Annotated in this window: 19 protein-coding genes and 2 pseudogenes; 16 read left to right on the forward strand and 5 right to left on the reverse strand. The window is 69.0% G+C overall.

What is annotated here, in order from left to right; translation table 11 throughout:
* Positions 1–50 precede the first annotated feature (50 nt).
* The gene (locus BN1186_RS14840; protein ID WP_040284697.1) at positions 51–278 is read right to left on the reverse strand and encodes a hypothetical protein; all 228 of its coding nucleotides are present in this window, start codon (positions 276–278) and stop codon (positions 51–53) included.
* A 105-nt stretch (positions 279–383) separates the two neighbouring features.
* Here BN1186_RS14840 and BN1186_RS14845 point away from each other — a divergent pair, with 105 nt between their 5' ends.
* The 10 genes and pseudogenes from BN1186_RS14845 (at position 384) to BN1186_RS14885 (ending at position 9,858) form a co-directional block, all read left to right on the forward strand.
* Positions 384–2,135 carry a DEAD/DEAH box helicase gene (locus BN1186_RS14845; protein WP_040284698.1) on the forward strand — a complete coding sequence of 584 codons (1,752 nt, stop codon included), beginning with the start codon at positions 384–386 and terminating at the stop codon, positions 2,133–2,135.
* A gap of 148 nt (positions 2,136–2,283) precedes the next feature.
* Positions 2,284–2,757 (forward strand): hypothetical protein, encoded by a 474-nt coding sequence (locus BN1186_RS14850; RefSeq protein ID WP_040284699.1) that lies wholly within the window; start codon positions 2,284–2,286, stop codon positions 2,755–2,757.
* 376 nt (positions 2,758–3,133) lie between these two features.
* On the forward strand, positions 3,134–3,994 hold the full coding sequence (locus BN1186_RS14855) for a hypothetical protein (RefSeq protein WP_040284700.1): 861 nt from the start codon (positions 3,134–3,136) through the stop codon (positions 3,992–3,994).
* Positions 3,995–4,020: 26 nt separating this feature from the next.
* Positions 4,021–4,590, forward strand: a complete 570-nt coding sequence (locus BN1186_RS16395) for a glutathione S-transferase family protein (RefSeq protein WP_342777372.1) — start codon at positions 4,021–4,023, stop codon at positions 4,588–4,590.
* Between the two features lie 21 nt (positions 4,591–4,611).
* A pseudogene (locus BN1186_RS16400) lies at positions 4,612–4,977 on the forward strand (glutathione S-transferase C-terminal domain-containing protein); the annotation flags it as partial.
* Between the two features lie 48 nt (positions 4,978–5,025).
* Positions 5,026–5,940 (forward strand): hypothetical protein, encoded by a 915-nt coding sequence (locus tag BN1186_RS14865; RefSeq protein ID WP_139651141.1) that lies wholly within the window; start codon positions 5,026–5,028, stop codon positions 5,938–5,940.
* Positions 5,937–6,848 (forward strand): hypothetical protein, encoded by a 912-nt coding sequence (locus BN1186_RS14870; protein ID WP_040284702.1) that lies wholly within the window; start codon positions 5,937–5,939, stop codon positions 6,846–6,848. Before BN1186_RS14865 ends, BN1186_RS14870 begins: the two co-directional genes overlap by 4 nt.
* Positions 6,849–6,857: 9 nt before the next feature.
* Positions 6,858–7,781: a hypothetical protein gene (locus BN1186_RS14875; protein ID WP_040284703.1), complete on the forward strand. Its 924-nt coding sequence runs from the start codon at positions 6,858–6,860 to the stop codon at positions 7,779–7,781.
* Positions 7,778–8,851, forward strand: a complete 1,074-nt coding sequence (locus BN1186_RS14880; RefSeq protein ID WP_040284704.1) for a hypothetical protein — start codon at positions 7,778–7,780, stop codon at positions 8,849–8,851. Before BN1186_RS14875 ends, BN1186_RS14880 begins: the two co-directional genes overlap by 4 nt.
* On the forward strand, positions 8,848–9,858 hold the full coding sequence (locus tag BN1186_RS14885; protein ID WP_040284705.1) for a hypothetical protein: 1,011 nt from the start codon (positions 8,848–8,850) through the stop codon (positions 9,856–9,858). Before BN1186_RS14880 ends, BN1186_RS14885 begins: the two co-directional genes overlap by 4 nt.
* On the opposite strand, the gene BN1186_RS14890 is transcribed toward BN1186_RS14885, so the two are convergent.
* Positions 9,855–10,682, reverse strand: a complete 828-nt coding sequence (locus tag BN1186_RS14890) for a uracil-DNA glycosylase (RefSeq protein WP_040284706.1) — start codon at positions 10,680–10,682, stop codon at positions 9,855–9,857. The two genes, BN1186_RS14885 and BN1186_RS14890, sit on opposite strands and share 4 nt — an antisense overlap.
* A 47-nt stretch (positions 10,683–10,729) precedes the next feature.
* Here BN1186_RS14890 and BN1186_RS14895 point away from each other — a divergent pair, with 47 nt between their 5' ends.
* On the forward strand, positions 10,730–12,448 hold the full coding sequence (locus tag BN1186_RS14895; RefSeq protein ID WP_040284707.1) for an NAD-dependent malic enzyme: 1,719 nt from the start codon (positions 10,730–10,732) through the stop codon (positions 12,446–12,448).
* 77 nt (positions 12,449–12,525) lie between these two features.
* Here the strand turns inward: BN1186_RS14895 and BN1186_RS14900 are convergent, their stop codons facing one another.
* Both BN1186_RS14900 and BN1186_RS14905 read right to left on the reverse strand, forming a co-directional pair.
* Entirely contained in the window at positions 12,526–13,203 is a 678-nt protein-coding gene (locus tag BN1186_RS14900) for a response regulator transcription factor (protein WP_040284708.1), read from the reverse strand.
* Positions 13,200–13,910, reverse strand: coding sequence for a sensor histidine kinase (locus BN1186_RS14905; protein WP_040284709.1), 711 nt, complete (start codon positions 13,908–13,910; stop codon positions 13,200–13,202). The genes BN1186_RS14900 and BN1186_RS14905 overlap by 4 nt, the downstream gene beginning before the upstream one ends.
* A gap of 124 nt (positions 13,911–14,034) precedes the next feature.
* Between BN1186_RS14905 and BN1186_RS14910 the strand changes: the two genes are divergently transcribed.
* Together BN1186_RS14910 and BN1186_RS14915 are read left to right on the forward strand one after the other, a co-directional pair.
* Entirely contained in the window at positions 14,035–14,739 is a 705-nt protein-coding gene (locus BN1186_RS14910; protein WP_040284710.1) for an ABC transporter ATP-binding protein, read from the forward strand.
* On the forward strand, positions 14,736–16,154 hold the full coding sequence (locus tag BN1186_RS14915) for an FtsX-like permease family protein (RefSeq protein WP_052460226.1): 1,419 nt from the start codon (positions 14,736–14,738) through the stop codon (positions 16,152–16,154). Before BN1186_RS14910 ends, BN1186_RS14915 begins: the two co-directional genes overlap by 4 nt.
* A gap of 122 nt (positions 16,155–16,276) precedes the next feature.
* On the opposite strand, the pseudogene BN1186_RS14920 reads toward BN1186_RS14915, so the two are convergent.
* Positions 16,277–17,203, reverse strand: a pseudogene (locus BN1186_RS14920) (glutamate--tRNA ligase); the annotation flags it as partial.
* On the opposite strand from BN1186_RS14920, the gene BN1186_RS14925 reads away from it, so the two are divergent.
* The 3 genes from BN1186_RS14925 to glpK all read left to right on the forward strand — a co-directional run bounded on the left by BN1186_RS14925 (position 17,195) and on the right by glpK (position 19,985).
* Positions 17,195–17,425, forward strand: coding sequence for a malic enzyme-like NAD(P)-binding protein (locus tag BN1186_RS14925; protein ID WP_074437052.1), 231 nt, complete (start codon positions 17,195–17,197; stop codon positions 17,423–17,425). The pseudogene BN1186_RS14920 and the gene BN1186_RS14925 overlap by 9 nt on opposite strands.
* Positions 17,426–17,667: 242 nt before the next feature.
* A complete protein-coding gene (locus BN1186_RS14930; RefSeq protein WP_074437053.1) occupies positions 17,668–18,438 on the forward strand; it encodes an MIP/aquaporin family protein in 771 nt (256 codons plus the stop codon).
* 29 nt (positions 18,439–18,467) lie between these two features.
* Positions 18,468–19,985: a glycerol kinase GlpK gene (gene glpK, locus BN1186_RS14935; protein WP_040284713.1), complete on the forward strand. Its 1,518-nt coding sequence runs from the start codon at positions 18,468–18,470 to the stop codon at positions 19,983–19,985.
* Positions 19,986–20,000 lie beyond the last annotated feature (15 nt).

Raw genomic sequence — 20,000 nt, forward strand, 5'->3', positions numbered from 1 at the left:
ACGTTGCTGCCACCGGTGGACGAGGGGATCAGATCCGCCAGCGTGCCATCTCAATCGGTGGGGGCCACGACGATCTCGCTACCCACCCAGTCTGCGGACGTGGCCACTGCGATGCGCTCGAACGCACCCGTCCCGGTGACGGTGAAGGGATCGCCGAGCGGAGCGGAGGACAGCAGCGGGCGCTCGGCTCCAGCGGACGGCGCGCGGCCAAGGTCGAAGGCCTCCGCGATGGCGGGGATCGAGTGGGCGAGGCCTGCGCTGCCCACGGTGAGGGCCACGGCGCTGACGGCCGAGACGAGAAGTCTCGGATCCCGGCCGTCCGCGTCAAGCCGACACGCTGGGGTTTTCCAAGGCGGGTTTCGAGGATTAGAGTCGGCGGCCGTATGTCGTCCTCGGCCCTTGACCACCTCTCCCCCGCATTCCCCCAGCGCGCGGCCTGGGGCACGGCGTCGTCGCTGCGCGCCTGGCAGCAGGAGGCACTCGACCAGTACGAGCGGGACCAGCCCAAGGATTTCCTCTGCGTGGCCACCCCCGGCGCGGGCAAGACCACCTTCGCGCTGCGGGTGGCGCTGACTCTGCTGCAGAACCGGACCATCCGCCGCATCGTGGTGGTCACCCCCACCGAGCACCTCAAGGTCCAGTGGGCCGACGCCGCAGCCCGGGTGGGCATCCAGCTGGATCCGGGCCTGGGCGGCTCGTCACGCAGGGGCCGCTCCCGGGAGTTCCACGGCTCTGCGGTCACCTACGCCGGCGTCGCCGCGCGCTCCTACGTCTACGAGGCGCTGTGCCATTCGAAGGAGACGCTCGTCATCTTCGACGAGATCCACCACGCGGGTGATTCGAAGAGCTGGGGTGAGGCCATCGAGTATGCCTTCGGCCCAGCTGAGCGCCGCCTCTCGCTGACGGGTACCCCCTTCCGCTCCGACGACAACCCCATCCCGTTCGTCGCCTACGACGAGCTGGCCCCCGGCGTGAAGCAGTCACGCGCCGATTACACCTACGGCTACGCCGAGGCCCTGGCCGATTCCGTCGTCCGGCCGGTGATCTTCATGAACTACGGCGGCCCCATGCGGTGGCGCACGAAATCCGGCGACGAGCTCGAGCTCGACCTGGGGGTGCCCACCACCAAGGACCTCACCGCGCACGCCTGGCGCACCGCGCTCTCACCCACGGGCGAATGGATCTCTGCAGTGCTGCGCGCCGCGGACAAGCGTCTCAGCGAGGTGCGCCGCCACGTGCCCGACGCGGGCGGCCTCGTGATCGCAACCGACCAGACCGCGGCCCGCGCCTACGCCCGGGTGCTCACGGAGATCACCGGCACCAAGCCCACGGTCGTGCTGTCCGACGACACGAAGGCCAGCGGCAAGATCGACGAGTTCTCCGCGTCCGAGGACCGCTGGATGGTGGCCGTGCGCATGGTCTCCGAGGGGGTCGACGTGCCGCGGCTCGCCGTCGGCGTCTACGCCACCGCCACCTCCACGCCGCTGTTCTTCGCGCAGGCCGTGGGCCGTTTCGTGCGCTCCCGCCGCCGCGGCGAGGTGGCCACGGTCTTCCTCCCGACGGTGCCGGTCCTGCTGGCGCACGCCTCTACGCTCGAGAAGCAGCGCGACCACGTGCTGGGCAAGCCGAAGACCGACGAGACGGACATCTGGGCCGAGACCGACGCGCTCATGGAGGCGGCCAACCGGTCCGAATCCGCCTCCGACGACCTGCTCGGCTCGTTCGAGGCGCTCGACTCCAAGGCCACGTTCGATCACGTGCTGTTCGACTCGCAGGCCTTCGGCATGCATGCCGAGCCCAGCAGCCAGGACGAGGAGGAGTACCTCGGCCTCCCCGGCCTCCTCGACGCGCAGCAGGTCAGCGTCCTCCTGGCTGACCGGCAGCGGCGCCAGATGCGCCGCCGCGAGCGACAGGACCGGAAGGCCGAGCCGGAGGTGGCCCTGCACCGGGCCATGGCGTCGAAGCGCAAGGAGCTGAACTCCCTGGTCAGCCAGTACGCCCGCCTCAAGGGCGTGCCGCACAGCCACGTGCACGCCGACCTGCGCCGCGAGTGCGGCGGCCCCACGCTGGCGAAGGCCACCCAGGCCGAGGTGGAGGAACGGGTGCGCTCCATCCGTGCCTGGCTGCGCGGCTGAGCTCTTCGCCATGTCCTGGCCCGCCGTCCCGCTGCGCTCGACGTTGGGCGATTAGGCGGAGCAGACCATCGCCGCCGGCGGCCCCGGCGATCTGGGCCGGCCCACCACCGCACTGTTCAGCAACGGCCGGATCCGCCGCGACGGGCGGGTGCGGGTCATCTACATCGACATGGCGCACGAGAAGGCCGAGCCGCCGTCAGACGTGCTGCTGAGGGCGGACCTGACCGTCAGCGAGGCGGTCCTTGCATTGGCGTACGTCCGGCCGAACCGGGCGGGCGTACCGTCCAAGGTCAAGGGCCTCCGAGGCAAGGCCGTCTCGCCCCGCACGATCGCCATCCAGAGCGGTTTCGCCGCACTTGTCGCCCTGCTGGGGATTGTGCTGAAGGAGCCGGGGATCCTCGCCTTGGCGATCCCGGTGTGGCTGCTCACCTTCTGGGCGGTCATCGGCGGCAAGACGTACAGCACCTACAGCTCACCCCGCGTCATCGACGACGGGGCGGACGTGCTGGCCTCCGGCGTCTACGCCCGGCTCCCTGTCGACACCAGCGCCGCAGATCCTGGCGCGCTGCCGCCCCGCAGCCGCGTCGATCTGGTCAAGAAACGCTACGGCAGGCTCCACTAGGATGTCGTCTACCGGATCGAGAACTCCGCCCTCTTCGATGGTGCGGTGCCTCAGACGCAGCGCTTCGAACTGGCGTTGCCGGCATGGGACGAGGCGGCACCTGACGCCGCCCAGTTGGCCACGGAGGCCGAGGCCTCCTTCGACGAGGCACGCCGCCACGCGGAACGGCTGGGCCTCGAACACCTGCCGGAGACCGCCCGCGACACCGGCCGCAGGGCCGCGCGCGCGGCCCCCTGCACGCGGACAATGCCGGGGAACGGGAGGCCGCCCGCACGCGGGTGGCCGAGCTGCTGGGCTCGCTGGCGCTCTACTACCTGCCGCCCGTCGACCCGTCCGCGCCGCAACTCCTCGGCGAACGCAAACAGATCGAGCCGCGATGATCCCTTGGGCGCCCATCTCCCCCGACACCCCCGTCGGCTCACTCATCGACATGAGCTGCTTCGCAGACTCGGAATCCGGACGCGCCATGATGCTGCAGGTCCGAACCCCCACCATCCATCCGGGCACAGCCTTGGATCCGCTCCGCAATCTGGCAGCCCAGGTGACGGTGCACGCCTACCGTTCCTTCGCCTGGCCGCGGCCCAACACGAAGCGGCATCCCGAGTACCTGCCGATCTCCGGCGCCTGCATCGCGGCCGGCCTGGTCCCCCGGCGGATCGTGTTCGTGCCGGACGCGGTATGGAAGATCACCGGGAAGCCCTACGTGTTGGGCACTTCAGGGAGGGTCCTGTTCCGCGATCTGGTGCAGCACGGCCCGCCCGCCTCTGTCCGCCTCCAGGGTGCCCTGGCCATGGCCGACCAGGTCAAGACCACCTATGGGCGCATGCTGGCAGACGTCGCCTACCGCATCGAACAGTCTGCGCTGTTCGACTCGGCGGTACCCACCACCCGCTCCTTCGACAATGCGCTGGCGGTGTGGAACGACCTCGACCAAGAGGCCGCGAGCGAGAATGACGTGGTGCGGCTCGCCGGCACCCTCAGACTGGCCTTCGAGACGGCCCGCGCCCACGCGGAGACCATGGGGCTCGATCACCTACCCGCCACGGCCCGCGCCGACGCCCGCCGCGCCGCCGGTGCCGCGAGGCTCGCCGTCGGCGCCGAGACGGACGCGGAGCGCGCCGCCGCCCAGGAGCAGGTGGTGCGGATCCTGCGCTCTCTTGCGCTGTACTACCTGCCGGGCCCGGATCAAGTGCCCCTGCAACTCACGGGCGGCTTACCCACAACGGGCTGGAACTAAGTTGAACTCTCAACTACAGTAGTGGCATGAGCGAACGAGAAGAGCACGGTAAGGGCGGCGTCTACTCCGCCAAGGGCAAAGAATACAACCGCGACACCCGCTACATCGAGACGCGGATCGTCGCCGAGCCCCGCGAGGGCACCGACGACTACCGGGTCGAGCCCAACCGCTACCGGCTCATCGCCGCCTACGCCTGCCCCTGGGCCAACCGCGCCATCATCGTGCGCGACCTGCTGGGCCTTCAGGACGTCATCTCCATGGGCAACCCCGGCCCCACCCACGACGCCGATTCCTGGACCTTCGACCTCGACCCCGATGGCGTCGACCCGGTGCTGGGCATCGCCAAGCTCAAGGAGGCCTACGAGAAGCGCGTCCCGGGCTACTCACGCGGCATCACCGTGCCCGCCATGGTCGACGAGACCACCGGCGAGGTGGTCACCAACAACTTCCCTCAGATCACCGAGGATCTCTACTTCGAGTGGTCCGAGCACCACAAGGAGGGCGCCCCCAACCTCTGGCCTGAGGAACTCCGCGGGGAGATGGAGGAGGTCATGCAGCGCATCTACACCGAGGTCAACAACGGCGTCTACCGCTGAGGCTTCGCCGGTTCCCAGGAGGCCTACGACGCGGCCTACGACCGGCTCTGGACCGCGCTCGATTGGCTCGAGGAGCGCCTGGCCACCCGCCGCTACCTGATGGGCGACCAGATCACCGAGGCCGACGTGCGGCTGTTCACCACCCTGGTGCGCTTCGACGCCGTCTACCACGGACACTTCAAGTGCAACCGTAACAAGCTCACCGAGATGCCCAACCTGTGGGGCTACGCGCGTGACCTGTACCAGACGCCCGGCTTCGGCAACAACGTCGACTTCGAGCAGATCAAGCAGCACTACTACGTGGTCCACACGGATCTCAACCCGCTCAGCATCGTGCCGAAGGGCCCGGACCCGAGCGGCTGGGACACCCCACACGGCCGCGGCTGACGCAGACGGGTACAGGGCTGAGCCCGGTGCCCGTTTAAGCTAACCGACATGGCTGCTATCGCCCCGTGGACGCTGATCTCCCCTGAGGCACCCCTCCGCGTGGTGGCAGCTCAGACGTTGCTCGTCTCTCCGGTGCAGCCGCGCAGCGACGAGGTGCGGGTGATGGTGGTGGAACTGCTGGATTCCGTCGGGAACAGCGCCTCGATCCGGCACGCCATTCTCGGCTCCACCGAGCCGCCCCGCAGCGAGACGGTGCCCGCCTGGCGCCGGATCAACGAGTTCTGCGCGGAGTTCTTCGGGCAGCGGATCGACCATGTGCTGGCCGTGCCGCCGGTGGAGTGGTCGGGGCGCGGCGGGCTCTTCGGGCCGCGCACCGCCACCGCCATCCAGTACGAGGATGATCCCTCGGCCACGTTCGACCCGCAGCAACTGATCGGCCGGATCGCCGCCCTCCCCGCGCCGGAGGGCGCCCCGGCCCGGGAGCCGGCGGGCGCGGTCTCGGAGGCGGCCCAGGCCCGCGTCGATGCGGTGAAGGAGACCTTCGGCGAGCTGTCCGCCGATGTGGTCTACCGCATCGAGAACTCCGCCCTGTTCGACACCTCCGTCGAGCTCACCAGGCAGTTCCATCTGCTCCTCCTGCGGTGGGAAGACGACGCGGCCCGGCTCAACGCGGCCGAGCTGGACCGCCTCGCCCTGGAGATCACGCTCGCCTTCGACACCGCCCGCGGCCACGCCGAGACGGTGGGGCTGGCCCACCTGCCCACCACGGCGAGGGCCACGGCCGGGCGCGCCATCAAGGCCGCCCAGCTGGCCCGCGCCGCCGCAACGGAGGGCGAACGCGAAGCCGCCATGGCGCAGGTGGTGCGGCTGCTCGAGTCTATCGCCGTGTACTACCTCCCCGCCGCGGGCGACGTGCCTCGCATGATCGGCGGCGCCGCGCCGCAGTTGGGCAGGCCGGCGTGAGCGAGGCCATCACCCCCGTCAGCCGGCTGGGCCTCCTCGTGGGCCAGCCCGTCGTCGTGTCCTCGGCCTTCCTCGAGGGGAAGATCACCCCCTACGCCGTTTCCTGCGCGGCGAGCAACACCGTCGGCATGGTGGAGGTCAGCTACTCCGCCGTCCGTGGCTACGCATACCCGACGGTGCATCAGGTCTCCTCGGCGCGGACGCTGGAATCGTTCGCCCGCGAGCACTGCGGCATCGAGATCATCGGTCGCATCACCATGATCTCCTCCGTGGAGTGGCCGCGGCGCGACGCCGGTGCGCAGACGCAGGTGACGCTCGGCCTGCCGGAGGGCATGGTCTTCGACGACGTCTACCCGGGCATCCGCGAATACAACGTCGTCTCCCAGGCCGCGGAGCCCTACGTAACCTACATACTGGGCCACATCGACGCCCCGGTGGGCCCGGAGATGGCCCGGGCCCGCGTCGAGTCCATCAAGGACCACTACGGGCAGCTGCTCTCGGACGTGGTCTACCGGATCGAGAACTCGGCGCTGTTCGACAACGCCATCGCCGAAACCAAGGAGTTCCAGCTGCTTCTCCTGCACTGGGAGGACGGCGTGGGCCGGCTCGCGCCGGGCGAGCTCGACGCCCTGTCTCGCGAACTGCAGCTCGCGTTCGACGCGGCCCGCCAGCACGCCGAGGCTCTGGGCCTGAAGCACCTGCCGTGGACCGCGCGCCGCACCGCCCGCCAGGCCGTCAAGGCCGCACATCTGGCGGCCAGTGCCACCACCGACGGGGAGCGGGAGGCCGCGCGCGCCAAGGTTGCCCACCTGCTGGGTTCCCTTGCCCTGTACTACCTGCCCACGCCGGACCAGTCGACCAGGATGCTGGGCGCCCAGACCGCCCAGCTGGATGGTGGCGCTGTCTAGACTGTGGCAATGCCCAACCCCGTTGCGCCATGGACGTTGCTGGCCACCGATGCCCCGGTGGGTCAACTGATGTGGCTGACGGTGGCCATCTCGAGCCGCCCGGAGCGCGGGCCGCATCAGGTCACCATCCTGGAGGTCGACAAGGTCACGGGTGTCGCGGGGCTCCTCGCCCCCGCCTCACGGGTCAGCGTGAAGACCGCAGGACTGGGCGCCACGGACAGGCCACGCACGATGATCGTGCCGGATTGGCTCAGGCTCGACGATCTGGTGGCCGAGCGGCTCGACGGCGGAGAGATCGAGCATGTGTTGGTGGTGCCCGGCGTACGGTGGCCCGTCGACCGGGTGTTCGGCCAGGACGAGCCCACCGCCGTGACCCATGGGCCACGCTCTTCAGAGGTCTACGACGAGCGCCAGATCCTGGCCCGCCTCGATGCGCAGCCCAAGGCCAGGTCCAGGAAGGACGGCCACTCCCCCTCCGGCGCCCGCGCCCGCGTCGACAGGGTGAAGGAGAGGCTCGGGGCGATGACCACCGATGTGATCTACCGCATCGAGAACTCGGCGCTGTTCGACACCTCCGTCCCGCTGACCCGGCAGTTCAACCTGCTGATGATGCGCTGGGACGACGAGCAGGCCAGGTTGGGCGCAGCCGCGCTGGACAGGCTGTCCATGGAGGTCGAGTTGGCCTTCACCACCGCGCGTGATCACGCGGAAACCGTGGGCCTGTCCCACCTGCCCGCCACCGCCCAGCCGGATGCGCGGCGTGCCCTCAAGGCCGCCGAACTGGCCAACCGCGCCACCAGCGAGGGTGAGCGGGAGGCGGCGCTGCTGCAGGTGACGCGGTTGCTGGAGTCGATCGCACTGTTCTATCTCCCGGCCCCGGCCGACGTGCCGCGCATGATCGGCGGCTCCGCTCCCCAGTTGGGATCGGGATGAGCGAGGATCCCCTCCTGCTCAGGGGCTCCGACACCCCTCGCCACATCTGGCTCCCCGGCCGCACCGACCTGCGCCTCGGTGACGCCGTGGGGCGCACCATCGTGGTTGCGGCGGGTGAGCGGGAACCTGAGGGTGACGTGCACGTGCTTGAGATCGAGGCGGCCGGGTACAAGGACGTCAGGGTGCGCTCCGGGCCGTTGGGGGTCTCGACGGGGTCGAAGGTCAGGTCGGCACCGGCGTCTCGACGGCTCGACGACTTCATGACCGAGCACGAAGATCTGACCATCACCCGCGCGATGCTCACCCCGCAGGCACGGTGGCCGACGTTCATTCCCGACCGGCGGACAACCCACTGGGGTGCTCTCCTCGCCGGCGTGGGCGCTGCCCTGTCGTTCGCCTTCTATCTCGGGAAGGCCGGTGTCATTCTCGCCGTGGTGAGCGTGGTCATCAGCCTCATCATTCCCGGCCGCAGACAACTGGGCATCCGCATCCACCGGGAGGGCAACAAGAAGCCCTACAGCCGCGGCCACGTCATCGATCGCCTGATGGAGATCCCTGCCACTGCACCCCGGCGGAGCCTGGTGGTGGGCGCAGTGGCGGCCCCCGCAGACAGGGCTCTCGCCATCGAGCGGATCACCCAGGTGAAGGAGCGCTACGGCGAACTGCTGACCGACGTGGTCTACCGCATCGAGAACTCCGCCCTGTTCGACCCCGCCGTCGAGCCCACCCGCGAGTTCACCCTCGCCCTGGCCACCTGGGACGACCAGCACACCACCCTCTCCCCCGACGAGGCGGCCGCCCTCTCCCGCGAAGTACGCCTCGCCTTAGGCACCGCCCGCGCCCACGCCGAAGCCCTCGGCCTGAACCACCTCCCCGAGACCGCGCGAGCCGACGCGGACCGCGCCGCCAAGACAGCAAGAATCGCCATGGACGCCACCACCGACGGAGAACGCGCCGCCGCCATCGAACAGACCAACCGCATCCTCACCACCCTCGCCCTCTACTACCTCCCAGATCCCGCCGAGACCGCCAAGGCACTGGGCGGCCGCCCCCCGGAGGTGGAGCGATGATCCGCCGCGACGGCATCAAACTACGAGACCCGATCGGCAGCCTGGCACACCCCACCTACGTGGTCGCGGGGCGGAACTGGACCCGCGATGAGGAGACGGCCGTCGTCGGAGTGCGTTGGAGGCTCGCCGGGTGGGCGGTGGTGTCCGCCTCCTATCCGGGCACCTACTCGACGCGGTGGCGCCTGGTGCCCGCGTCACGCTCCTTCGAGCGGGTCGCCTCCGAGGCGCTCGGCGAACGGGTCGAGTACGCCTCCAGCGCGCATCGCGTGGCGTGGGGCCGGGGGTCGAAGCACAAGGTGCTGCGCTGGCTGTCCTGGCTGATGGTGGCGATCATCCTGATCACCCTCTCCGTCTCCTACCCCCACACGATCCTCTTTCACCTGTGGGTGCCCAGCCTGGTGATCTTCTCGCTGCTCCTGTCGACGCTCACACGAGGCTCGATCCGGCCGTCGCGCCCCACCCGGATCTATGGCGACACGATGAAGCGTCTCAGGCGGCAGAAACCGTCGCCCCGGCGCCTCGCGATCGGCGAGGTCACGCCGCCCACGGACCTGACTGCGGCCGCCGCGCGCGTCGACCAGGTCAAGGCCACCTACGGCCAGCTGCTCTCCGACGTGGTCTACCGCGTCGAGAACTCCGCCCTGTTCGACCCCGCGGTCGACTCCACCAGGGAGTTCACCCTCCTCCTCACGCAATGGGATGAGCGCTCATCCCTGCATCCCGACGGGGTGGCCGAGCTGGCCCGCACCGTGGAACTCGCTTTCGACACCGCGCGGTCCCAGGCAGAGGCACTCGGCCTCGACCATCTCCCCCGCACTGCCCGCCCCACCGCCCGCCGCGCGGTCAAGTCCCTGCGGCTCGCCCAGGAGGCGACCACCGACGGCGAGCGCACCGCCGCCCTCAACCGCGCCAACCAACTGCTCGGCTCCCTGGCCCTCTACTACCTTCCCGACTCGGCCGAGACGAGCCGCGCACTGGGCGAGACCCGCCCCGAGATCGGGGCTTAGAGGCTGGCCAGCACCGCGTCGAGCATCTCCTCGGTCAGCCGGCCGGTGAAAGTGTTCTGCTGGCTCACGTGATAGCACCCCACCAGGGAGACCTCACGGCCCTCCGGAGTGCGCAGCGTGGCCCGGGCGCCGTGCCCGAACTTCGGCTTGGGCTTGGGCGACTCCCATCCCGCCTGACGCACAGCGGCCAGCGTCGCATCCCAGCCGATCCCGCCCAGGCACATGATGGAGCGCACGTGCGGGGCGGAGAAAGCCAGATCGGCGTCCAACCACGGAGCGCAGGTGTGCCGCTCCTGAGTCGTCGGCTTGTTCTGCGGAGGGGCGCAGCGCACGGTGGCCACGATCCGCACCCCGATGAGCTCGAGCCCGTCGCCCGCGTGGGTGGAGGTGGGCTGCGTCGCCATCCCCGCCCGGTGGAGGGCGGCGTAGAGCCAGTCGCCTGAACGGTCACCGGTGAAGTTGCGCCCTGTCCGGTTGGCGCCGTTGGCGGCGGGCGCGAGGCCGACGATGAGGACCGGCGCGTCCACCGGGCCGAACGCCGGGGCCGGCCGGCCCCAGTAGGGCTGGTCCGCGAAGGAGGCCCGCTTCTCGACGGCCACCTGCTCGCGCCACTCCACCAGCCGCGGGCAGGCGCGGCACACCGAGATCCGGGCGGCGAGTTCATCCGGCGAAGCGTCCGAGGCCAGCCGCGTGACGTCGTCGGGCACCTGGGCGACGGGGGTCGCCTGCGTCGCCCCGTCCCCCGGCCACCCCGTGCCCGGCGGCACCGGGGAGGGGAACAGGTCACCGGTGACGGGATGCGGCAACAGCACTGTCTGGCTCATCACCCGAGCGTAGTCCCTGCCGACGCGCGAACCACTAGGCTGCCTGCATGCCCAAGCGTCAATATGAGGTTCTCCCCGGCAGCCACGGCTCCCGCGTCAGGATCAAGGCACACGGCGGCGCAGTGTTGCGCGACCCCCGGATCAACCGCGGCACCGCGTTCACCCACGAGGAGCGCGAGAAGCTGGGCCTCACCGGCCTGCTCCCCACCCATGTGACCCCGCTCGAAGGCCAGTTGCACCGCTCCTACATGAGGTTCAAGAACGCCACCAGCCCCCTGTCGAAGTTCTCCTACCTCCAGGGCCTGCGCGAGCGCAATTCGGTGCTGTTCTACCGGCTGCTCAGCGAACACCTCGAAGAGGTCATGCCCATCGTCTACACCCCCGCCATCGGCGAGGCCATCAAGGAGTTCTCGTTCTGGTTCCAGTCCATCGACGGCGTGTTCCTCTCGATCGACCACGCGGACCAGGTCGAGGCGGCACTGCGCGCCACGCAGATCGCGCCGGAGGACCTCGACATCCTCATCGTGACGGATTCCGAGGGCATCCTCGGCATTGGCGACCAAGGCGTGGGCGGCATCCAGATCTGCCTGGGCAAGAAGTCCCTGTACACCGCGGCCGCGGGCCTCGACCCTGACCGGATGCTCGCCGTCGTCCTCGACGTCGGCACCGACAACCTGAGGCTCCTCAACGACGAGCTGTACCTCGGCGAGCGCCATGCCCGTGTGCGCGGCGAGCGCTACGACGCGTTCGTCGCGTCCTTCGTGCAGGCCGCCACCAAAGTGTTCCCCAACGCGATGATCCACTGGGAGGACTTCGGCGCGAACAACGCCCACCGCCTGCTGGACACCTACCGCGACGAGATCTGCACCTTCAACGACGACATCCAGGGCACCGCCGCCGTCGTGGCCAGCGCCATCCTCGCCGGCGTGCAGGCCAAACGCGAAAAGCTGCGCGACCAACGCTTCGTAATCCACGGCGGCGGAACGGCCGGCGTGGGGATCGCCGAGCTGCTCGTCGACCTGCTGGTCAAGGAAGGGCTCTCCGTCGAGGAGGCGCGCAGGCTGTTCTGGGTCACCAGCAGTCGGGGGCTGGTCACCGACGACGCCACCCAACGGTTCCGTGACTTTCAGCGTCCCTTCGCCCGCGGCATCGGAGAGTTGCAGGAGTGGGACCTGGACCACCCGGGCCACTACGCCCTTGCCGACACCGTTCGCAACGTGCGCCCCACGGTCCTGATCGGCACGTCCGGCCAGCCGGACTCCTTCACCGAGGAGATGATCCGCCAGCTGGCCCAACACGTCGAGCGACCGCTGATCCTCCCCCTGTCCAACCCCACTGCGCTGGCAGAGGCGGTACCTTCGGACATCCTCGAGTGGACGGGCGGGCGCGCACTGATCGCCACCGGATCGCCGTTCCCGCCAGTGGAACATGATGACGCCACCTACACCATCGCGCAGGCCAACAACGCGCTGGTCTTCCCCGGCCTCGGCCTCGGAGTTGCGGTCTGCAAGGCGGAGCGGGTCACCGACGCGATGATCGCCGCCTCCGCGGAGGCGGTCGCCTCGCTGGCGGAGGTGCGCAGGCCCGGCCAGTCACTGCTGCCCAGCATCAACGACCTGAGGAGGGTCTCCGCGACGGTGGCCATCGCCGTCGCGAAGGCGGCCGAGGACGACGGCGTGGCCCGCGAGCCGCTGACCAACCCGGTGCAGCAGGTGTTCGAGAGCATGTGGATGCCCAGCTACCCGGAGCTCGTCTTCGACGAATAGCCGGACCTTGAGCGTGTCGCGTCCGAGCTTGCGAGGACCCCGACACGTCGAAGGGCGCCCGCAGCTTTCCCGCCACCTCACCCGGCGTCGGACAGGAACGCGAGGATCGCCCGCACTCGGCGGTTCTCCTCCTTGGGGTCGAGGCCCAGCTTCAGGAAGATGTTGGACACGTGCTTGGCGACGGCGGCGCCGGACAGGTACAGCCGCTCGGCGATCTGCGTGTTGGACAGGCCCTGGGCCATCAGCTCGAGCACCTCGAACTCGCGGGGGCTGAGGTTGCCGAGGCCTGAGCGGCTGGAGGTCATCATCGCGCGGGCGACGTCCGGGTCGATCACCACTCCCCCGCCGGAGATCAGACGCAGCGAGCCGATGAAATCTGCCACGTCCGCCACCCTGTCCTTCAGCAGATAGCCCGAACCGCCGGCACCGGGCCCGGAGGGCAGCGAGAACAGCTGCTGGGCGTAGACGGGTGAGACGTACTGGCTCAGCACGAGCACCGCCAGCTCCGGGTGCGCCTGCTTCAAGTCGATGGCGGCCTGCAGCCCGTCGTTGGTCATCGACGGCGGCATCCTCACGTCCGTGATCACCACGTCCGGCAGCTCACCTGCCTCGGCCAGCCGCCCCACCGTTTGGCGCAACGCATCTGCACGCGATTCCTGAGCCACCACCCCATAGCCCTGCCGCTCCAGCAGCCCAACCAGGCCCTCGCGCAGGATGGCCGAATCGTCGGCGACGACGACGCGCTGCCCGTTCACAGCGTCACCGCCGATTCCCCGCGGGCGAGCAGCAGCGGCACGCTGGCCACCACCTGCGTGGGCCCGCCGTCGGGGCTGGAGATCTGCAGGTCTCCCCCGAAGGCGCCCAGCCTCTCCTTCATTCCGGCCAGCCCGTGACCCTGGCGCAGCTGAGCGCCTCCGGCACCGTTGTCCACCACCGAGATACGGAGGTGGTCATCGGCCGTCAGCAGCACGGTCACGTCCGCCCCCGGGGCGTGCTTGCCGGCGTTGGCGATGGCCTCGCTGGCGAAGAAGTACCCGGCGGCCAGCACACCCTCAGGCAAGGCGGGCAGCGGATGCGGGCAGATGATGCGCACGCGGTTCGGGGCGGCAGTGGCCACGTCGTCGAGTGCGGCGGCCAGCCCTTGCTCCACCAGGATCTGCGGATGGATGCCGCGCACGGTCGTCCGCAACGCCGACAGGCCCCGTTGGATGGCATCGCTGGCCTCGCGGAGAAGAGTTGCCAGGGCCGGGTCGCCCTCCACCGCTGGCGACAGCCTCGCCTCCCCCAACTTCATGGCCGCCGCCACGAGGTACTGCTGGGTGCCGTCATGGAGGTCACGCTCGATGCGGCGCCGCTCCACCTCATAGGCGTCGACGATGACGCGACGCGAGGCCGTCAGCTCAGCGATCCGCTGCGCGGCGTCCTCCCCATGGCTGCGCCCAGCCTGCCGTCGGAATCTCACACAGCCAACTTACCGACGACCAGTGCCGAAGTGGCGGCTCCACCTGCAAAGGTAGTGCTGGCACTACCCGGGAACGGGAGCGCACTCCATCGTGCCGGAGCTCAATGGACGGTGAAATCGAGGTATGAACAACGAACCCGCGCTGCTGCGCACCACAGACATCGTGAAGACCTTCGGGCAGGTCCGCGCCCTGGCCGGCGTGAGCCTGGAGATCAGGGCCGGGGAATCCGTCGCCATCATGGGCCCGTCCGGATCCGGCAAGTCCACGCTCCTCCACTGCCTCGCGGGCGTCCTTCTGCCCGACGATGGCACGGTCGAGTTCGACGGCCGGCAGATCTCCGCGCTGCCGGACCGCGAGCGCTCCCACCTGCGGCTGAGCCACTTCGGCTTCGTCTTCCAGGACGGCCAGCTCATCCCGGAGCTCCCCGCACGGGAGAACGTGGCTCTGCCGCTGATGCTCACGGGCACCCGACGCGGCACGGCACTCAAGGCGGCCGACGACATGCTGGGCCGCATCGGGATCGCCGAGCTGCGTGACCGTCGGCCGGGCGACATGTCCGGCGGCCAGGCGCAGCGCGTCGCCATCGCCCGTGCCCTGGTGGGCCAGCCGAAGGTGGTCTTCGCCGATGAGCCCAGCGGAGCGCTGGATCAGGCCACGGGCCACGAGGTCATGCAGCTGCTCACCACCACCGTCGCCCTCGCCGGCGCGAGTCTGGTGATGGTCACCCACGATCTGGGGGTTGCCCGTTGGTGCTCCCGCCTGGTGGAGATCCGCGACGGGCTGGTGCACGCGGATCGTCTGCTCGAGACCGGGGCGGGTGCACGATGACCGTCACCGGCCTGCCCACCCTCTCCCTCCAGCTCACCAGGGCACGCTTCGCTGCCCGTGAAGGCGAGTCGCTGCTCTATCTTGCGTCGATCGCGGCCTACACCGTCGCCAGCGCGCTGGCGCTCACCGTCGCGGGCGGCACCTGGATGTTCTACAGCCGCTGGCAGCAGCCCTACGGCATGCTGGCTGAAGTCATCGCCATCGACGCCTCGTTCGAGCCCGTCATGATGTTCTACTTCGTTTTGGCCCTCATCGCCTGCGCGATGCTGGTCCCCTCCATCCTCACCCTCGCCTCCGGCGCAGCTGTCCTGGGCGCCCGGGGACGGGAGCGCAGGCTCTCGGCGCTACGCCTGATCGGCCTGTCGTCGGGGGACGTGACCCGGATGTCGCTCATCGACACCCTCATCCTGTCGGCCATCGGCACGGCGGCCGGATTCGCGATCTACGCTGTCACCTTGCCGCTGTGGCATCGGTTGACCTTCACGGCGATGCCCATTCAGGCGCACGAGATGTGGCTTCCGTGGTGGCTGCTGCTCGCGGTCACCGTCGCTGTGCCGGCGATCGGCCTGCTCGCCACCTTCTGGGGGCTGCGCCAGGTCCGCATCTCCCCTCTGGGTGTGTCGCGACGCACGAACAAGCCCCCCATGCGGCTGTGGCGGGTCCTCTTCTTCCTCGGCCTCCTCGCGGTGGCCTACGTGGCCCTCAGGATGGTCAACCCTGGTGGCGGCCTTCAGGCCTACCTGGTGCTGGCCGGTGTGATGTTCGTCGTCATCCAGGGAATCAACATGGTGGGCCCCTGGCTGCTGCAGGTGGAGGCCCGGCTGGTGTCGCAGTGGCCGTGGGCCAGCACCATGTGCGCCGCCCGGCGTATCGCCGCAGACCCGAAGCAGACGTGGGCACGCGTCTCCAGCCTGGGTCTGCTCTCCCTGATCGCGGGGTACGTATCCACCATGCCCCTGGAACTGAGCACGGGAGGCCACGAGGAGTTGACGAACTTCGCCATGGCGTCGCGCTGGGACTTCACCAAGGGAGTGATGATCACTCTGGCCGTCGGCCTGGTGCTCACGGCTACGTCGATCCTCATCACCCAGGCCTCCGCCGTCTTCGAGCGTGCCGAGCAGACACGGGCCCTCGCGAAGATGGGCGCGTCGCCGTCGTTCCTGACCCGGGTGATGTGGCTCGAAACGGTGGCTCCGGTGGCGGTGGCCGTCCTGCTGGGCTACGGCCTGGGAGTGGCGCTGGCGTGGCCGATGGTGCAGTTCGCCAGCAAGTTCGGGTTCGAAGCCCCCCTCGCCGGGCAACTCGTCATGGGCGGCATCATCGTGGCGGGGCTCGCGCTCGCCGCCGGCGCCGTGGCCGCCTGCCTCCCTCTGCAGCGCCAGGTTCTGGACGAGCAGCGCCGAGCAAACGACTGAGACAGCGCAGCAGTGACTGATAGCGGAACCCGACTCAACCCAGGCGTCAGACACGCTGCGGCGGCCCTTCGTCGTTCGCTGGCTCGCAGGCACGCTGGCGAACGCTCAGGGGCCGATGAGGAGAGGTGGGCGCGCAGGACCTTGAGGCGGGCCAGCGAGGAGTCGCGGCCGAGGATCTCCATCGACTCGAACAGCGGCGGGGAGACGCGGCGGCCGGAGATGGCCACGCGGATGGGCGCGAACGCGAACTTGGGCTTGATCCCCATCCCCTCGACGATGCGCTCCTTCAGCCCGGCCTGGATCGCGTCGGTGGCGAAATCGACGGACTCGGCCACCTCGATCGCCGCGTCGAGCACCTCGGCGGCGTTGTCTGCCAACGCAGCGACAGAGTCCTCGTCGAGGGTGAGATCGCCGTCGGCGACGAAGAGGTAGTCGAGCTGCGGAAGGGCGTCCTTCAGCAGCACCAGGCGCTCCTGGATGATCGGCACCGCCTTGCGGAGCACCTCAACCTGCTCCTCGGAGGGCGTCCAGTGCGCCTCCTCGAACGCGATGATCCGGTCCGCTAGTTCCTCCGGGCTGAGCGAACGGATGTAGTGGCCGTTGAGCCAGTCCAGCTTCTGCAGGTCGAAGATGGGGCCCACGGTGTTGACCTTGGCCCAGTCGAACTCCTCGACGAACTGCTCGAAGCTCTTGACCTCCTGCTCGTCATCGCCGGCGTAGCCGAGCAGCTGGAGGAAGTTGCGCACCGCCTCGGGGAGGTAGCCCTCCTCCTTGAACCACATCAGCCGCGCCGCGGGGTTCTTCCGCTTGGAGATCTTGGACTTGTCGGTGTTGCGCAGCAGTGGCATGTGGGCGAACTTCGGCAGGTCCCAGCCCAGCCACTGGTAGAGCAGGATGTGCTTGGGCGTCGACGAGATCCACTCCTCGCCACGCACCACGGTGTTGATGCCCATCAGGTGATCGTCCACGACGACGGCCATGTGGTAGGTCGGGAAGCCGTCGGCCTTGAGGATCAACTGGCGGAGCGGGTCACCGACGCGATGATCGCCGCCTCCGCGGAGGCGGTCGCCTCGCTGGCGGAGGTGCGCAGGCCCGGCCAGTCACTGCTGCCCAGCATCAACGACCTGAGGAGGGTCTCCGCGACGGTGGCCATCGCCGTCGCGAAGGCGGCCGAGGACGACGGGGTGGCGCGCAAGCCGCTGACCAACCCGGTGCAGCAGATGTTCGAGTCGATGTGGATGCCCAACTATCCCGAACTCGTCTTCGACTAGCCCTCCGAGCCGACAATGTGTGTGAGTCAGCGCCCAGCCACGCCACTGCCCCCACACATTGGCTCCCTCCACGAGCACTGAAGTGCATTGCCAAGGGACGCCTTTGCACGGATGTGCATGCCTGTTGCACTGGCGTGCACACCTGCGGTGTGCTGGGGGTTACAGGCGGAGGAAGTCCGCCCATTGACCGTGCGTCATCGGGACGCCAAGGCTGACAGTGCTGTCAGGAACGGAGAGAAGACATGGATGAAGTCTCACTGGGAGTGGTTTTCCTCTCAGAGGTGGTCGGCTCAGCAATGCTGCTGCTGTTGGGTGGCGGCGTCGTCGCCAACGCGATCCTCACCAAGACGAAGGGACTCGGCACCGGCTGGCTTCTGATCAACTGGGGCTGGGGTCTCGCGGTGTTCGCCGGCGTCCTGGTGTCCTACAAGTCGGGCGGCCACCTGAACCCGGCCGTCACCATCGGCTTCCTCGCCGCCGGCAATGAGGAGTACGCCGCCGGCGTGCCCGTCACCGCCCTCTCGACGGTGGTCTACATCGTCGCCGAACTGATCGGCGCCATGATCGGCGCACTGCTGGTGTGGGTGGTCTACAAGGACCACTTCGACGCAGAGCCTGACCCCGGCAAGAAGCTGGGCGTGTTCGCCACCGGCGCCGAGATCCGCAACCCCATCATCAACGTGGCGACTGAGGCCATCGGCACCTTCGTGCTCATCTTCGTCATCCTCGCCGCCGGCAAGTTCACCGCCAACGCTGGTGACGCACCCGCCAACATGGGTTGGCTCGGCGCCCTCGGCGTCGCCCTACTGATCGTCGCCATCGGCGCCAGCCTCGGCGGCCCCACCGGCTATGCCATCAACCCGACGCGCGACCTCGGCCCCCGCATCATGCACGCCATCCTCCCCATCAAGGGCAAGGGCGGCTCGGACTGGGGCTACTCGTGGATCCCGATCTTTGGCCCCCTCCTGGGCGCCGTCATCGCGGGTCTGCTGTCCAACGTCCTGCTCCCCTGAACCAACTGAACTGAAGGAACTGATTTCACGTGAACGACAAGTACGTACTGGCCATTGACCAGGGCACGACGAGCTCCCGCGCCATCGTGTTCGACCACAAGGGCACCATCGTCTCGCTAGGGCAGAAGGAGCACGAACAGATCTTCCCCCGTGCCGGATGGGTGGAGCACGACCCCAAGGAGGTGTGGGCCAACGTCCGCTCCGTCGTCGCTGACGCGCTGAGCAGGGCTGAGCTGAACTCCTCCAACATCGCCGCGGTGGGCATCACCAACCAGCGCGAGACCACCGTCGTGTGGGACAAGAACACCGGCGAACCCGTCTACAACGCCATCGTCTGGCAGGACACCCGCACCGGCAAGATCATCGAGGAACTCGGCGGCGGGGACCAGAACAAGTACAAGGACCGCGTGGGCCTGCCCCTGGCCACCTACTTCTGTGGCCCCAAGGTCAAGTGGATCCTCGACAACGTCGACGGCGCCCGCGAGAAGGCGGAGGCCGGAGACCTGATCATGGGCACCATGGACACCTGGGTGCTGTGGAACATGACCGGCGGCACCGACGGCGGCGTGCACGTCACCGACGTGACCAACGCATCGCGCACCATGCTGATGGACCTCAAGACCCTCAGCTGGGACGAGGAGATCGCCAAGGACATGACCATCCCCATGTCGATGCTGCCTGAGATCAGGAGCTCGGCGGAGGTCTACGGCGAGGGCCGCCAGCGCGGCATGCTCGGCGGTGTTCCCATCGCGGGCATCCTCGGCGACCAGCAGGCGGCCACCTTCGGCCAGGCCTGCTTCGAGGTGGGCATGGCGAAGAACACCTACGGCACCGGCAACTTCATGCTGATCAACACCGGTGAGGAAATCGTCCCCTCGGAGAACGGCCTGCTCACCACCGTGTGCTACAAGATCGGCGACAAGCCCGCGATCTACGCCCTCGAGGGTTCCATCGCGGTGACCGGGTCGCTCGTGCAGTGGCTGCGCGACAACCTCAAGATGTTCAGCTCCGCCCCGGAGATCGAGGAACTCGCCGCCACGGTCGACGACAACGGCGGCGCCTACTTCGTGCCCGCCTTCTCCGGCCTGTTCGCGCCGTACTGGAAGGCCGACGCACGCGGTGCGCTCGTGGGCCTCACCCGCTACGTCAACCGCGGCCACATCGCCCGCGCCGTCCTGGAGGCCACGGCCTACCAGACGCGTGAGGTGCTCGACGCCATGAACGCGGATTCGGGTGTGGATCTGGCCGAGCTCAAGGTCGACGGCGGCATGACGGCCAACGAGACCCTCATGCAGTTCCAGGCCGACATGCTCGGCGTCGATGTGGTGCGCCCCGTCGTCGCGGAGACCACCGCCCTGGGCGCGGCCTACGCCGCCGGCATCGCCGTGGGCTACTGGAACGGCGAGCAGGACGTCATCGACAACTGGGCCGAGGACAAGCGCTGGACCCCGTCCATGGATCAGGACGAGCGCGAGCGCCTGTACCGCAACTGGAAGAAGGCCGTCACCCGCACCTTCGACTGGGTCGACGACGACGTGAAGGAGTAAGCACCTACAACGAGA

Origin of the sequence: Tessaracoccus massiliensis (genome assembly GCF_000826065.2) — a bacterium.
In the GTDB taxonomy this organism is placed as follows: domain Bacteria; phylum Actinomycetota; class Actinomycetes; order Propionibacteriales; family Propionibacteriaceae; genus Arachnia; species Arachnia massiliensis_A.